The sequence below is a fragment of the Noviherbaspirillum sp. ST9 genome (genome assembly GCF_048799745.1).
In the GTDB taxonomy this organism is placed as follows: Bacteria; Pseudomonadota; Gammaproteobacteria; order Burkholderiales; family Burkholderiaceae_D; genus Noviherbaspirillum.
In genome coordinates, this window is sequence record NZ_JBLWFR010000003.1 from 539979 (window position 1) to 555140 (window position 15162).

15 protein-coding genes are annotated in these 15162 nt (G+C 59.3%); 13 read left to right on the plus strand and 2 right to left on the minus strand.

Translation table 11 applies throughout. From position 1 onward, the window contains the following. Positions 1–6 precede the first annotated feature (6 nt). The 5 genes from odhB (at position 7) to ACNOHI_RS08890 (ending at position 5183) form a co-directional block, all read left to right on the plus strand. Entirely contained in the window at positions 7–1260 is a 1254-nt protein-coding gene (gene odhB / locus ACNOHI_RS08870) for a 2-oxoglutarate dehydrogenase complex dihydrolipoyllysine-residue succinyltransferase (protein ID WP_420474298.1), read from the plus strand. An 83-nt stretch (positions 1261–1343) separates the two neighbouring features. Continuing rightward, on the plus strand, positions 1344–2771 hold the full coding sequence (gene lpdA / locus ACNOHI_RS08875) for a dihydrolipoyl dehydrogenase (protein ID WP_420474299.1): 1428 nt from the start codon (positions 1344–1346) through the stop codon (positions 2769–2771). Positions 2772–2780: 9 nt separating this feature from the next. Continuing rightward, a complete protein-coding gene (locus ACNOHI_RS08880) occupies positions 2781–3179 on the plus strand; it encodes a hypothetical protein (RefSeq protein WP_420474300.1) in 399 nt (132 codons plus the stop codon). A 181-nt stretch (positions 3180–3360) separates the two neighbouring features. Continuing rightward, positions 3361–4458 (plus strand): cell division protein ZapE, encoded by a 1098-nt coding sequence (zapE, locus tag ACNOHI_RS08885; protein WP_420474301.1) that lies wholly within the window; start codon positions 3361–3363, stop codon positions 4456–4458. Between the two features lie 8 nt (positions 4459–4466). Further along, entirely contained in the window at positions 4467–5183 is a 717-nt protein-coding gene (locus tag ACNOHI_RS08890; RefSeq protein ID WP_420474302.1) for a hypothetical protein, read from the plus strand. Positions 5184–5220: 37 nt separating this feature from the next. On the opposite strand, the gene ACNOHI_RS08895 is transcribed toward ACNOHI_RS08890, so the two are convergent. Next, complete coding sequence (locus ACNOHI_RS08895; RefSeq protein ID WP_420474303.1) at positions 5221–6027, minus strand: PP2C family protein-serine/threonine phosphatase; 807 nt, start codon at positions 6025–6027, stop codon at positions 5221–5223. A 250-nt stretch (positions 6028–6277) separates the two neighbouring features. Between ACNOHI_RS08895 and ACNOHI_RS08900 the strand changes: the two genes are divergently transcribed. The 3 genes from ACNOHI_RS08900 to ACNOHI_RS08910 all read left to right on the plus strand — a co-directional run bounded on the left by ACNOHI_RS08900 (position 6278) and on the right by ACNOHI_RS08910 (position 9581). Next, a complete protein-coding gene (locus tag ACNOHI_RS08900) occupies positions 6278–6478 on the plus strand; it encodes a YdcH family protein (protein WP_420474304.1) in 201 nt (66 codons plus the stop codon). A 17-nt stretch (positions 6479–6495) separates the two neighbouring features. Beyond that, the gene (locus ACNOHI_RS08905) at positions 6496–8544 is read left to right on the plus strand and encodes an ATP-dependent DNA helicase (RefSeq protein ID WP_420474361.1); all 2049 of its coding nucleotides are present in this window, start codon (positions 6496–6498) and stop codon (positions 8542–8544) included. A gap of 95 nt (positions 8545–8639) precedes the next feature. Next, complete coding sequence (locus ACNOHI_RS08910; protein ID WP_420474305.1) at positions 8640–9581, plus strand: flagellar brake protein; 942 nt, start codon at positions 8640–8642, stop codon at positions 9579–9581. Positions 9582–9618: 37 nt separating this feature from the next. Here the strand turns inward: ACNOHI_RS08910 and ACNOHI_RS08915 are convergent, their stop codons facing one another. Next, the gene (locus tag ACNOHI_RS08915; RefSeq protein WP_420474306.1) at positions 9619–10599 is read right to left on the minus strand and encodes an NADPH:quinone oxidoreductase family protein; all 981 of its coding nucleotides are present in this window, start codon (positions 10597–10599) and stop codon (positions 9619–9621) included. A 115-nt stretch (positions 10600–10714) separates the two neighbouring features. On the opposite strand from ACNOHI_RS08915, the gene surE reads away from it, so the two are divergent. From surE to ACNOHI_RS08940, 5 genes are read left to right on the plus strand one after another with little or no spacing between them, the layout of a single operon-like run. Next, positions 10715–11452: a 5'/3'-nucleotidase SurE gene (gene surE / locus ACNOHI_RS08920; RefSeq protein WP_420474307.1), complete on the plus strand. Its 738-nt coding sequence runs from the start codon at positions 10715–10717 to the stop codon at positions 11450–11452. Next, positions 11449–12312 carry a protein-L-isoaspartate(D-aspartate) O-methyltransferase gene (locus ACNOHI_RS08925; protein WP_420474308.1) on the plus strand — a complete coding sequence of 288 codons (864 nt, stop codon included), beginning with the start codon at positions 11449–11451 and terminating at the stop codon, positions 12310–12312. Before surE ends, ACNOHI_RS08925 begins: the two co-directional genes overlap by 4 nt. A gap of 60 nt (positions 12313–12372) precedes the next feature. Beyond that, entirely contained in the window at positions 12373–13317 is a 945-nt protein-coding gene (locus tag ACNOHI_RS08930; RefSeq protein ID WP_420474362.1) for a peptidoglycan DD-metalloendopeptidase family protein, read from the plus strand. Further along, positions 13318–14346, plus strand: coding sequence for an RNA polymerase sigma factor RpoS (gene rpoS / locus ACNOHI_RS08935; protein WP_420474309.1), 1029 nt, complete (start codon positions 13318–13320; stop codon positions 14344–14346). After that, entirely contained in the window at positions 14343–15122 is a 780-nt protein-coding gene (locus tag ACNOHI_RS08940) for a 3'-5' exonuclease (RefSeq protein ID WP_420474310.1), read from the plus strand. Before rpoS ends, ACNOHI_RS08940 begins: the two co-directional genes overlap by 4 nt. Positions 15123–15162 lie beyond the last annotated feature (40 nt).

Here is a 15162-nt window from a genome sequence, read left to right on the forward strand (position 1 = left end):
AGTTACATGGCAATTATCGAAGTGAAAGTTCCGCAATTGTCGGAATCGGTTGCAGAAGCAACCCTGTTGCAGTGGCATAAGAAAGTTGGCGAAGCAGTCGCTCGTGACGAAAACCTGATCGACATCGAAACCGACAAGGTGGTCCTCGAACTTCCCGCGCCGGACGCCGGCGTGATCGTCGAAGTGATCAAGGGCGACGGCAGCACCGTCGTCGCCGGCGAAGTGATCGCCAAGCTGGATACCGAAGCCAAGGCAGGCGCAGTCGCCGCCCCGGCAGCCGCTCCCGCGCCTGCTGCCGCACCGGCACCGGCTGCTGCGGCTCCCGCTCCGGCGTCCTCTGCAGCAGCTGGCATCGCCATGCCTGCCGCCGCCAAGATGCTGGCCGACAACAACATGACTGCTGGCCAAGTTGCCGGTACCGGCAAGGATGGCCGCGTGACCAAGGGCGACGTGATCGGCGCGCTGAGCAAACCGGCGGCCGCAGCTCCGGCACCGGCAGCAGCACCGAAGCCGGCACTGCAGCAGGTCGCAGCGCCGGTCAGCCTGACCGACCTCGCAAACCGCCCGGAAGAGCGCGTCCCGATGAGCCGTCTGCGCGCCCGCGTCGCCGAGCGTCTGCTGCAGTCCCAGGCAACCAACGCGATCCTGACCACGTTCAATGAAGTGAACATGCAGCCGGTCATGGACCTGCGCAACAAGTACAAGGACAAGTTCGAGAAGGAACACGGCGTGAAGCTCGGCTTCATGTCCTTCTTCGTCAAGGCTGCTGTGGCCGCACTGAAGAAGTACCCGGTTCTGAATGCTTCCGTTGATGGCAACGATATCGTCTACCACGGCTATTTCGACATCGGTATCGCTGTCGGTTCGCCGCGCGGCCTGGTTGTGCCGATCCTGCGCGACGCCGACCAGATGACCATTGCCGACATCGAGAAGAAGATTGCTGAATTTGGTACCAAGGCCAAGGACGGCAAGCTGACGCTGGAAGAACTGACCGGCGGCACCTTCTCCATCTCGAACGGCGGCGTGTTCGGCTCCATGCTGTCCACCCCGATCATCAACCCGCCGCAATCCGCAATTCTCGGCGTCCACGCAACCAAGGACCGCCCGGTCGTTGAGAACGGTCAGATCGTGATCCGTCCGATCAACTTCCTGGCCATGTCCTATGACCACCGCATCATCGACGGCCGCGAAGCCGTGCTCGGCCTGGTCGCGATGAAGGAAGCGCTGGAAGATCCGGCGCGCCTCCTGCTGGACCTGTAATCCATCACGCCATGCGCACACGGAGCAAGGAAACTGCCTGCTCCGTGTGCGTTGTCCATTCTGCGGAAAATTAGGATACGAATATGTCGAAGAATTTTGATGTGGTTGTCATCGGTGGCGGCCCCGGTGGCTATATCGCGGCGATCCGCGCTGCGCAACTCGGCTTCAGCACCGCTTGCATCGACGAGTGGACGAATGCCAAGAACGGCCCGGCGCCGGGTGGCACCTGCACCAACGTCGGCTGCATCCCCTCCAAGGCGCTGCTGCAGTCGTCCGAACACTATGAGCACGCCGGCCATGCCTTTGCCGATCACGGCATCGAGGTCAAGGGCCTGGCGATGAACGTCGGCCAGATGCTGGCGCGCAAGGAAACGATCGTCAAGCAGAACAACGACGGCATCCTGTACCTGTTCAAGAAGAACAAGGTCACCTTCTTCCATGGCCGCGGCTCTTTCGTCAAGGGCGATGCGAACGGCTACGAGATCAAGGTCGCTGGCGCAACCGAAGAAACGATCACCGGCAAGCACATTATCGTTGCAACCGGTTCCAACCCGCGCGCGCTGCCGAATGCGGCATTCGATGAAAAACTGATCCTCTCGAACACCGGCGCACTCGCCATCGATTCCGTGCCCAAGAAGCTCGGCGTCATCGGCGCAGGTGTGATCGGCCTCGAAATGGGCAGCGTCTGGCGCCGCCTCGGCTCGGAAGTTACCGTGCTGGAAGCGCTCCCGGCCTTCCTCGGCGCCGTGGACGAACAGATCGCCAAGGAAGCGCACAAGCTGTTCGTCAAGCAGGGCCTGGCGATCAGCCTTGGCGTGAAGATTGGTTCGATTACCGCCGGCAAGAAAGACGTGACCGTCGAGTACACCGACGACAAGGGCAATGCGCAGAAGGCAGTGTTCGACAAGCTGATCGTCTCAATCGGCCGCGTCCCGAACACTATCGGCCTGAATGCGGAAGGTGTCGGCCTGAAGCTGGACGAGCGTGGCTTCATTGCCGTCGACGGCGACTGCAAGACCAGCCTGCCGAACGTGTGGGCAGTCGGCGACGTCGTGCGCGGCCCGATGCTGGCGCACAAGGCGGAAGAAGAGGGCGTCGCGGTTGCCGAACGCATTGCGGGCCAGCACGGTCATGTGAACTTCAACACAATTCCCTGGGTCATATATACGTCCCCGGAAATTGCCTGGGTTGGCAAGACCGAGCAGCAGTTGAAGGCGGAAGGCGTCGCTTACAAGGCCGGTACCTTCCCGTTCATGGCAAATGGTCGTGCGCGCGCCCTCGGCGATACCTCCGGCATGGTGAAGTTCCTGGCCGATGCCAAGACCGATGAAATCCTCGGCGTGCACATCATTGGCCCGATGGCATCCGAACTGATTTCGGAAGCGGTCGTGGCGATGGAATTCCGTGCGTCGTCGGAAGACATCGCCCGCATCTGTCACGCTCACCCGTCCCTGTCGGAAGCGACCAAGGAAGCCGCACTCGCGGTCGACAAGAGGTCGCTGAACTTCTAAGGAGGACGTATGCGTCACCTGATCCTGTTGTTGCCGCTGGCGATCGCTGCTTGTGCCACGACAGGATCGAGTGACGGTGTGATTGCCATTGAAACGGCGTCGCGCGGACAGGCTCTTGCTGGAGCAAATTGCGCTGTCAGCACGGGGGCTGGGAATTGGAACGTCATCACACCGGCATCGGTCAACGTGGGCAGCGCAAGCGGCGACCTTCGCGTACTGTGCAACAAGGACGGCTTCCGCACATCGGAAATCGTTTTCCGGCCCTCGAATCCGTATGGTTCGAGCATGGGTGTCGGTGTAGGTGGTGGTGGCAGCCATGTCGGTGTTGGGGTGGGATTGAGCTTTCCTGTCCGCTTCGGTGGTGGAACCTATCCCTCGCGCGTGACAGTCGACATGAATCCGCAGTGAGTGCAGACAAGGTTTTTTCCGGCGCCTGTCAAATACTGGCAACACGGGCATAATCCCTACGGATTGCCTGGAATCAGCTTCTTGGACGAATGGGCGAGCGAGTCTCGCCCATTTTCATGTTTCACCGCCGGGCACAGGCAAGGCGGCCAGACACTACGCAGCAACCAGCGAAACAGATCATATGAACGTCAGGGAGTTTTACGCGCACGCGCTTGGGCAGCGCGGTTATCAATCGGACGAGGCGCAGCTTCGGGCCGTCGAGCGACTGCAGCGGTGCTTCGATGAATGGGTCACCTACAAGTCGCAGCGTTCGAACAAGCTCAAGCGCCTGATCAGCCGGCCGGAAGTGCCGCGTGGTGTGTATATGTGGGGCGGTGTCGGGCGCGGCAAATCCTTCCTGATGGACAGCTTCTATTCGGTTGTGCCCGTCACACGCAAGACGCGTCTGCACTTCCATGAATTCATGCGCGGGGTTCACCGCCAGCTGGACGATCTGAAAGGCGTGGCGGATCCGCTCGACGAAGTGGCGCGCCGCATTGCGAAGAAGTACCGTCTGATCTGCTTTGACGAATTCCACGTATCGGACATCGCGGACGCGATGATCCTCTATAACCTGCTCAAAGCCTTGTTCGACAACGGTGTTTCGTTTGTCATGACGTCCAACTACGCCCCGGACACGCTATATCCCGACGGGCTGCATCGCGACCGCATCCTTCCGGCGATTGCCTTGCTCAAGGAAAAGCTCGACGTGATGAATGTCGATGCCGGTGTCGATTACCGGAAAAGGGTGCTGGAGCAGGTCGAGGCGTACCACACGCCCCTCGGCGCCGAAGCCGACCACGCCTTGCGCACTGCATTTGCCAACCTTGCCGAGATGGCAGACGAGGATCCTCACATCCGCATCGAAGCGCGCGATATCAAGGCGCTGCGCCGTGCGGGCGGCGTGATCTGGTTCGATTTCGCGACGCTGTGCGGCGGTCCGCGTTCGCAGAATGATTATCTGGAAATTGCCAGCCAGTTCCACACGGTGATTCTCTCCGCCGTGCCTCGCATGTCAGCCTCGATGTCTTCGGAGGCTCGCCGTTTTACCTGGCTGGTCGACGTCCTCTACGACCACAAGGTCAAACTCCTGATGTCCGCCGAGGTCGAACCGGACCAGCTTTATACGGAAGGCATGCTCGCGAACGAGTTTCATCGCACGGTTTCCCGCATTATCGAAATGCAGTCCTCGGAGTACATGGAAAGTGAACGACGCGACGTTGCGGGGGCGCTGGCGTGACGAACGGCATGGCCATGGAAGCACCTATGACTGCTCGCAGGATCAAAATCTGTTTCGGCATCGTTGCTGCCGCGTGGGCGGCGGTTGCGTTTGCGCAGACATCGCCGACACAGGCACTCGAAAAGGTGTCGGATCGCTATCCGTCCGGCTCGATTCGATCCATTGAAGAGGCAGATGCGGCGCTGTCAGCGGCAGCGGCCGAGCGGGGCGCGATCGACGCGCGGTATCAGACTGAAGAGCAGGCGTGCCATCCCAACTTCTTTACGACGTCGTGCATTCAGAAGGCAAAGGAGCGGCGGCGCATTGCCTTGTCTGCATTACGCCCGGTTGAACTTGAGGCAAGTGCGTTCAAGCGCAAGGTGCGTGTGTCGGAACGCGATCAGGCTCTGGCCGAGCGATTGGAAAAGGACGAAAAGCAGCGGCAGGAACGCGCAAACCGGACGCCTGCGACCGAGTCGGAAGCGACGGCCGCCGCGACGCCCGCTACCACGTCGGAGAAGGTGCAAACCACACTTCCCAATGATCCTGAAACACAGCCGGCGCCAAAGGCGCCCAAGCCGAGGACAGAAGATAGGTTAACTGCCGAGGAGCGCGCGGCCAACGTTGCCGCCTACGAAAAGAAGAAGCGCGAAGCCATGGAGCGGCAGCAGAAGGTTGCACAGCGCAAGGCTGAGAAAGAACAGAAACGCAAGTCTAAACACGCGGACAATAAAAAGCCCGGGTGATCCGGGCGCAAGTGCGGGAAGATTGAGGTGAGTGCGATCAGACCGCGCGCTTCATTTTCCCGACGGTGTAGCTCTTGGTTTCCACAGGCGGTTCTACCAATTTCACGATGGCGAGGGTGCAGTTATCGCCGGCCGCATCGGTGGTGCGTTCGCGCGTCTTGTTGATGAGCATTTCGGAGGCCTGGCGAGGCGAGTTCATCGCGATGGCGGCGCCGAGCTCCGCATCGGTGAAATAGTGCCAAAGGCCATCCGAGCATAACAGGAAGGCATCCCCTGCCTTCAATCCCTCATACCTGCGGAGGGTGACTTGCGGTTCGCGGTCATGCGAACCAAGCGCATTGACCAGTACATTGGACAAGCGATGGTTCTTGGCTTCCTCCCGCGACAGTTTGCCTTCCCTTACCAGCAGCTCCACGTAGGAATGATCAATCGTGCGTTCGGCACAGTTCGGGCCTTCGAAGCGGTATAGCCGGGAGTCGCCGACATGTGCCCACACCGCCGTGCGGTCCGGGCAGATCACGAGGGCTACCATGGTGCTGTGGGGGTTCTTTTCGGAGGAGAAAGAAGTCAGCTTGATGATCGTATGCGCGTCCAGCGCGATCGTCTCGAGCATTTTTCCGACGTCGTCGGTTTGTGGCGAGAAATGGTCGAACGCCTGCTTTGCCGTTCGGATTACCTGTTCGGCCGCTAACGCCCCCCCGCTTAATCCGCCCATGCCATCCGCGACCACCGCCATGACGTATCCCGGCGCCCTTGGAGCGGCAAACAGCGCGGTGCGATCCTGCTGCTCTTTGCGGTCACCGATATGTTGCCCGGTGCCTGCTTCAATCTTGTATTGGCTCATGGGTTCGATGGAATTACATGTCGGACTCAAAAAATTATTGCATGCGAAAAATTTCGCACGTACCCTTGTTCTGTTTTGTTACAACTCTTCACGAGTATTTATAGGCGCAGCGTCATGTTGTTCCGGAGCATCGAATCACCATTAACCCGGCATTTACCTGCTGAATTCCGGACGACGAAGCCGTGACGCTAGCCGCGCACGGTATTCACTCTTAAAATATAAGTCACTTACCGCATTCAACAACGCCATCATGATTCCAACGGAAGATATACAGCGAAGAATCGTCGAACTGGAGGTAGAGCATCGCGATCTCGACGCAGTTATCGAACTGCTTGCGCGTGATGTTCTGCGTGACGAACTTCAGCTGCGGCGCTTGAAAAAGCGCAAACTTCAGTTGAAGGATCACATAACATTGTTGAAAATGCAACTTGTCCCGGATATCCCTGCGTAAGGCTTCGGGTACGATTCATTACCCACCCGTCCACCTCAGCTTTGACCGAACACTCCGCCTCAACCCCCGAATCGGGTGACCACGACGCCGAAATCGAGCAGTTGTTTCATGCTTCCGGGCTACTCAGCCAGGCGGTCGCCGGCTTTCGTCCGCGTCAGTCGCAGACAGAAATGGCAAAGGCCATTGCTGCGGCCATCGCTTCGCAGAAGACACTGATCGCGGAAGCGGGCACCGGCACGGGCAAGACCTTCGCCTACCTCGTGCCTGCATTGTTATGGGGTGGCAAGGTCATCCTGTCGACCGGCACCAAGAATCTGCAGGACCAGCTTTACTTGCGCGACATTCCGACGGTACGCAAGGCATTGAGTGCACCTGTCTCCGTCGCGCTGCTCAAGGGGCGTGCCAATTACGTGTGCCACTTTCACCTCGAGCGCACCTTGCAGAACGGCCGGCTGACGTCTCGTGAGGATGTGGGGTACCTGCGCGATATTTCCCGATTCGTGAAGACGACCAGTTCAGGCGACAAGGCTGAGCTTGCACGTGTTCCCGAGTCCGCATCGGTGTGGAATCTCGTCACATCGACGCGCGACACCTGCATGGGCGCGGAGTGCCAGTATTACCAGGATTGCTTCGTGATGAAGGCGCGCAAGGAAGCACAGCAGGCTGACGTCGTCGTCGTCAATCATCACCTTTTCTTTGCCGACGTCGCGCTTAAGGACACGGGTGTTGCCGAGCTTTTGCCGTCCGCGAATACGGTGATCTTCGACGAGGCGCACCAGTTGCCGGAAACCGCGACCTTGTTCTTCGGCGAGACAGTCTCTACATCGCAAGTCCTCGAATTATGCCGCGACGTGCTTGCGGAGGGACTGGCGCATGCGCGCGATGGTGCCGACTGGCCAAAGGTTGTCTCGACTGTCGAGCGTGCCGCCCGTGATTTGCGACTGGCATTTCCCCAGGACGTCGTCAGGCTCGCAGTGAACCAGATTGCACCGTCAAGCGCGTTCTTCCCCGCACTTGAAAAGCTGCAGGACGAACTACACGGAATGGTGGCGGTACTTGAAACCCAGGCCGAGCGCGCGGAAACCATCGAGCAATGCCGTGCGCGTGCGATCGAGCTGTCCGACAAGCTCGCCGCATGGGACAGCGCGCAGAGCGCGGATCCGGACAAGGTGACGCCGGAGCAGGAGCGTGTGCTGTGGGTGGAAGCCTTTTCGTCATCGCTCCAGCTTCACCGGACACCGCTGTCGATCGCGCCAATCTTCAGCAAGCAGCGCGAAGGAACCCCGCGCGCCTGGATTTTCACGTCAGCCACGCTGGCGGTGAAAAACGACTTCAATCATTACGCTTCCCAGATGGGATTGTGGAATGAAACGGCGCAGTCATGGCCCAGTCCATTCAACTACGGGAGCCAAGGCTTGCTCTACGTGCCGGAGAACCTGCCACAGCCGAATTCCCTGAATTACACGGACGCCGTTATCGATGCGGCCCTGCCAATGATCGAGGCATCCGGCGGGCGGGCCTTCTTCCTGTGCACGACGATACGCGCAGTCAATCGGGCGGCCGAGCGCCTGCGCGAAGAGTTCGACAAGCGCAAGCTCGGTTTTCCGCTGATGGTGCAGGGCGAAGCGGGACGTACTGAACTGCTTGACCGTTTTCGCGCCGCGGGAAATGCCGTACTGATCGGCAGCCAGAGTTTCTGGGAGGGCGTTGATGTACGAGGCGAAGCGCTTTCACTCGTCATTATCGACAAGCTGCCGTTTTCGCCTCCTGACGATCCCGTACTCGCGGCGCGTATCGACGCCCTTGAACGAAAGGGGCTTAACGGATTCGTGCACCATCAGCTTCCTGCCGCCATCATCAACCTGAAGCAGGGTGCCGGCCGGCTGATTCGGGACGAAACGGATCGCGGCGTGCTGATGATCTGCGACCCGCGCCTCATTTCAAAGCCATACGGACGGCGAATCTGGCAGAGCCTGCCGCCCTTCAGCCGGACGCGCGATGTCGATGTGGCAACGGCTTTTTTCCACAAGGAAATGCAGGATAATCCTACTCAGCTCCTCGAATGAGGTAACATTCTTTCGCTCCCCGACTGGGATGGATGGTCGTGCCGGCAAGGCGCGCCAGCGAATCGATCGATTGCATGCGCTAACAAAGAGGGAACATGGCTGATCCGGTAGTTTCTCTGGTTCCTGTACGTGTCACAGAACTCGCTGTGGGCAAGCCCTTGCCGCAAGCGATCTACGACTGGCATGGAAATCTCCTTCTTGCAGAAGGATGCGTGATCGAAAGCCGGAGCCAGCTTGAAGGCCTCATCGGCAATGGGTTCATCGAGGATTCAACCTGGGACCTTTCCCCCAAGGCGGCGCGTGAATCGCGCGTTCCGCCAGCCTCCGCACGGAGAAATTCCGTCGCCCCCGACCCCGCGCCGCCGTCCTCCGACGCCAACGCCAACAAGGAGATCATCGTTGGCATGGATGACGTCCGCTGGTACGTCGGCGAGACGTTGTATTTGCAGCAGATCGACAATCCCGCCATTCGTTACACCGTTCGCCTGATCGGTTTCGTCAAGAACAAGACCGTCATGGTGACCGCGCCGGCAGTGGACGGCAAGCTTGAATTCATTCGCGAAGGCCAGACCTTTATCGTGCGCGCGTTCGCAGGAAAGAAGGCCTATGCATTCGTGACTTCAGCAGTCAAATCGGTCCATTCCCCGCACCCTTACCTGCACTTGGTCTTCCCGAAGGAGGTGCGGTGTACCGTTGTCCGCCGCGGCGTGCGTGCGCAAGTCAACATCATCGCGTCCGTGCGCCTGGAAAAGCCTGAGCGCGTCGGCGCGGCAGTGCTGTCCGACCTGAGCATGGGAGGCGCGTCAGGAACATTGAAGCAGGTTCTCGGGGAGAAGGGCGAGGAGGGGACCATCAAGTTCAAAGTCCATGCGGCCGGACAGGACGAAATCCTCAATCTCAAAACAGCATTGCGTTCCATTTCCCCGGCTGAGGGGGGCGAAGGCTACAAGCACGGTTTTGAATTCCTCGACGTGTCCATCCACGAACGGCTGATCCTGTCCGCCTTCGTGCACCAGACGCTCGCCGAGGGAGAATAAGGCACTCCCGCTGTCAAGCGGGAGTGCTTGTTGCAGGTTATTTCTGCGGCTGAATCACCACTTTTCCCGTCACCTTGCGCGCTGCCATGTCGTTGAGGGCCTTCGGCGTGTCTGCCAATGCATAACGACCGGAGATATGCGGGCGGATTTTCCCTTCTGCCATCCATCCCATCAACTGCTGCATTGCGGCCAGGTTCGACTTCGGCTCGCGCTTGGCAAATTCACCCCAGAATACGCCGACTAGCGAAGCGCCCTTGAGGAGCGGAAGGTTGAGCGGCAGCTTCGGGATCTCGCCATTGGCAAAGCCGATGACGAGGTAACGGCCCCGCCACGCGATGGACCGGAATGCCGGCTCGGCATAGACGCCACCGACCGGATCGTAAATCACGTCTGGTCCCTTGCCGTCGGTCGCTGCTTTGATCGCCTCGCGCAAATCCTCGGTCGTGTAATTGATCGTCGCGTCGGCGCCATGCTCTTTGCAGATGGCGAGTTTTTCATCGGTGGAGGCGGCGGCGATGACGCGTGCGCCGAGCGCCTTGCCGATCTCAATGGCAGCAAGGCCTACGCCGCCGGCAGCGCCAAGCACCAGCATTGTTTCTCCGGCCTTGAGCTGCGCGCGGTCGACCACGGCATGATGGGAGGTCCCGTAGGTGAGCGTGAATGCCGCCGCGGTGTCGAAATCAAGACCGGGCGGCATGGGAACGACGGCCTTTGCCGGTGCAGTGATTTGCTGGGCAAATGCGCCAAGGCTGACAAAGGCGAGCACCTTGTCGCCCGCCTTGATATGCGTGACACCTTCGCCGACGGAGCGCACCACACCCGCGAGCTCACTGCCCGGCGTGAAGGGAAGTTCGGGTTTGAACTGGTATTTATTCTGGATGATCAGGACGTCAGGGAAGTTGACGCCGGCTGCGTGGACATCAATGGAAACCTCGCCAGGGCCCGGGGCTGCGTCCGGCAGGTCTTCCACGACCAAAGTGTCCGGTAGTCCCCACGATTTGCAGACGATCGCTTTCATTGTGTCTCCTTGATGGTTTTGGAATAAAAAAGAACGGTCGTTTCATTTTATTCTTATGCCGCAAAATGTCAACACTACTGCAGGGAGCGCAGGTCCCTTCGGTTAAAATTCGCTTATGAAAATTCTCGTTAGTAACGACGATGGTTACCTTGCTCCGGGAATCGTCGCCTTGGTCGATGCGCTCAAGCCCATTGCAGAAATTGTGGTTGTCGCACCCGACAGCAACCGTTCCGGAAGCTCGAATTCATTGACGCTCGATCGTCCACTGTCAGTGCATCGCGCCGAAAACGGGTTCTATTTCGTCAACGGCACACCTTCGGACTGCGTCCACGTCGCGCTGACAGGAGGACTGTCTTTCAAACCTGACTTGATCGTCTCCGGGATCAACCAGGGACAGAACATGGGCGATGACACCCTCTACTCCGGGACGGTTGCCGCCGCAACCGAAGGATTCCTGTTCGGCATTCCGGCAATCGCCTTTTCTCAAGTGGAAAAAGGGTGGGCGCATGTCGACGCCGCTGCCCACATCGCACGCGATTTTGTGGAGCGTGATTTTGGCATGTTGAAGCGCCCGTACCTGTTGAATGTCAACATTCCGAATCTGCCTTACGAAGAAATCAAGGGAATGCGGGCCACGCGTCTTGGCAAGCGGCACGAATCGGAGCCGGTCATCAAGGCACAAGATCCCCATGGACGTGAAATTTTCTGGATCGGACCCGCGGGCAAAGCAAAGGATGCCGGCGAAGGCACGGATTTCCATGCGGTTTCCCACGGCTACGTTTCGGTCACGCCGCTGCAGATCGACCTGACACACAACGCCCAGCTCGATGTATTGAAAAAGGGTTTGTCATGACGACCAAGGACAAGCGCTTTCCCTTGACGCTGTCATCCGTCGTCGAGAAGTCGGCAAAGGCCGAGCGCGCAGGTCCGGCGTCGCGCAAGGTTGCGACACCCCAGACGGCCACGCAGAATGCGGCGCAAAACGTGGTGCGCGGCCGCACGAATGAATCGCCTTCACCGATGACGGCACGGACTCCGCCGCCAGCGCCCATTGCGCCGCGCAGCACGACCCTCGTATCCGATGCCGTCCGCGGGGCAATGGTAGCCCGCGTGGCGAAGCAGGGCGTCAAGGATGCGAAAGTTCTCGCAGCCCTCGATGCTGTGCCGCGCCATCTCTTCGTCGAGCCCGCGCTCGCAAGCCAGGCTTATATCGATGCGTCACTGCCGATCGGCCACCATCAGACCATTTCGCAGCCTTATATCGTCGCACGAATGATCGAAGTCATGCGTGCAAACGGAAACGGCGGGGTTCTCGACAAGGTGCTGGAAATCGGGACCGGATGCGGCTACCAGGCGGCCGTATTGTCGCTGGTGGCCAAAGAGGTTTACTCCATCGAGCGCATCAAGCCTCTGCATGAACTTGCCAAGTCGAACCTGCGGCCGCTTCGGATTGCCAACATCCGCTTGCAGTATGGAGATGGTATGCTTGGCCTGCCTCAGGCAGCCCCGTTCGACGGTATTATTCTTGCCGCCGCGGGACTGGAAGTTCCGCAGGCCCTGCTCGAGCAGCTCAGCATCGGAGGACGACTCGTCGCACCGGTCGGGGGGCGCCATCAGGTACTCCAGCTTATCGAGCGCATAGGGAAGTTCGAGTGGACGAATACGACGCTCGAAGATTGCCATTTCGTTCCGCTGCGTCCCGGTGTCGTGTAAGCCTGTTTCAGATTGAAACGCAAGCCGACAATTCGTCGCCAAATGTTTAACTTTATGAGAATGAAAAAAGCACGACTTGTATTCCTGGCGTCCCTGCCGCTGCTGATCACCGCATGTACGACTGCGCCGCACCAGCCTGCGCCGGTGGTTGATCGGCCGGTATCGGTCAAGCCTGCCGAGCCGCCGAAGCCGGTAACCCAGCCGGCGCCACCTGTCGCCGCAGGAAAACAGGCAGACCGCGGCTATTACACCGTTCGGAAGGGCGATACGCTGATCCAGATCGCTCTCGACTTCGGGCAGAACTACCGCGATATCGTTGCATGGAACAATCTTGCCAATCCGAACGACATCAAGGTCGATCAGGTGTTGCGCGTATTGCCTCCCGAAGGCGGCGCGCAGACCGGCAGCGTAGCCACCTCTTCGGGCGTCGAAGTGCGCCCATTGACACCTCCGGCATCGGGTACGCCTGTCCCGAACAAAACAGCGCCCAAGGGCGAGAAGCGTCCTTATTCCGATGCTGCCTTGGCGGAATTGCAAAAAACCGACGTCACGCCGGCAACACCACCTGTCGCCAAGGCGGAACCGCCAAAGCCGGCTGAAAAGGTACCGGATGTGCCGCAGATTCCTGCCGCGGACGATGAGAACATCGCCTGGATCTGGCCGGCGGACGGGAAAATCATCAGTCACTTTGGCGAAGGCAAGAGAGGCATCGATATTGCTGGCAAGATGGGGCAGCCGGTTTTAGCGGCGGGATCCGGCAAAGTGCTGTATGCTGGAAGCGGCATTCGGGGATACGGGAATCTTGTGATTGTCAAACATTCCAATAATCTGCTGTCTGCTTATGCGCACAACAAAACCATCTTCGTCAAAGAGGATCAAAATGTGACGAAGGGGCAGAAGATTGCCGAGATGGGGAATTCCGATTCCGAAGAGGTAAAACTGCATTTCGAGATTCGCCAGCAAGGAAAGCCAGTCGATCCGTCAAAATATTTGCCAAGCCGCTAAATGAATCGCATCCCACACGATCCGCTCGATGACGATACCCCTTCGGATGACATTGCCGATGACATCCCGCTCAACGTTGCAGATGACGAGGGCGGGTTGGGCGACGAGAGCGAGAGCGGGGAGCGATCGGAAGGTTCGTCCGCCACCGCGGCCGACCCGGTGGATGAACTGAAAACGGTACTCGCGGCGGAACTGTCGACGGATACGACCCAGCATTACCTGAACCAGATTGGCGCTCGTCCCCTGCTGACGGTGGAGGAAGAGGTACGCTACGCCACGTTGGCGAAGCAGGGCAACTTCGAGGCGCGCCAGAAGATGATCGAACATAACCTTCGCCTGGTTGTGTCGATTGCAAAACACTATATCAATCGCGGCGTCGTCCTGCTTGACCTCATCGAGGAGGGCAACCTCGGCCTGATGCGCGCGATCGACAAGTTCGAGCCGGAACGCGGTTTCCGTTTCTCGACATATGCCACTTGGTGGATTCGCCAAAGCATCGAGCGCGCGATCATGAACCAGGCGCGCACGGTGCGGCTGCCCGTGCACATGGTGAGAGAACTCAACCAGATCCTGCGGGCCAAATATCACCTCGAAGCGCAGCACCATGATGGAAAGGACGCGACGGCGGAAGATATTGCCCATCTCGTCGAGCGGCCGGTGGAAGACGTGCAGGACATCCTCGCGCTCTCCGAGCATGCGACTTCGCTTGATGCCCCCCTGGACAACGACCCGCAGGCAAGCCTCATGGACATGCTTCCGGGCGACGTCGAAGACGGGCCGGATTCTCGTGCGGAGCACCATGAAATGACCGTTCTCGTCCGCGACTGGCTGAAGAAGCTGCCGGACAAGCAGCGTGTCGTGATCGTGCGCCGTTTCGGTCTCGACAATGATGATCCCGCTACCCTTGAGGAGCTTGCTGCGGAAATGAGCGTCACGCGTGAACGCGTGCGCCAGATCCAGCAGGAAGCCCTGGTCAAGCTCAAGCGTGCCCTGACCGCGAGAGGCGTCGGCAAGGACGCTTTGCTGTGATTCCTGTTCTTGTGTTCGACATCGAGACGATTCCCGATGTGGTCGGTCTTCGCACCTTGCATGGGCATCCGGCGACGATGAGTGATGCCGACGTCGCGACGCAGGCATTCGCCGAGCGTCGCGAGAAAACTGGCTCCGAATTCCTGCAGCACCATTTGCATCGCATCGCGGCGATATCCTGCGTCTTCAGGGACGACGAAGGCTTTCGCGTTCGATCGCTCGGCAGCCTGGAGGACCAGGAGCCAAAGCTGGTCAATGACTTTTTCCGCATCATCGACAAATACACGCCGCAACTCGTGTCATGGAACGGCGGAGGCTTCGACCTTCCGGTTCTTCACTACCGCGCAATGATCAACGGTGTCTGTGCGTCCCGGTACTGGGAGATGGGTGAAGATGATCGCGATTTCAAGTGGAACAACTACCTGAGCCGCTACCATACGCGCCATCTTGACCTGATGGACCTGCTCGCGCTGTACACCGGGCGAGCCAATGCACCGCTCGACGACTTGGCCAAGCTCTGCGGATTTCCTGGCAAACTCGGCGTGGACGGTTCTCAAGTGTGGGCGCTGTATCAGGAAGGGCGCCTGGGCGAGATTCGCGATTATTGCGAGACCGACGTAGTCAATACCTATCTCGTCTACTGCCGTTACCTCCTGATGCGCGGCGCCATGTCCCGCGAAGCGTACAATGTCGAGATTGACCTTGTGAGGTCATCTCTTGCGCTGCTCGACGGTCCGCACTGGAAAGAGTATCTCTCCGCCTGGCCTCCCGCCTGAGGGCGCTACAACACTTCCGATAACTTGCTTCCCGGGCTGG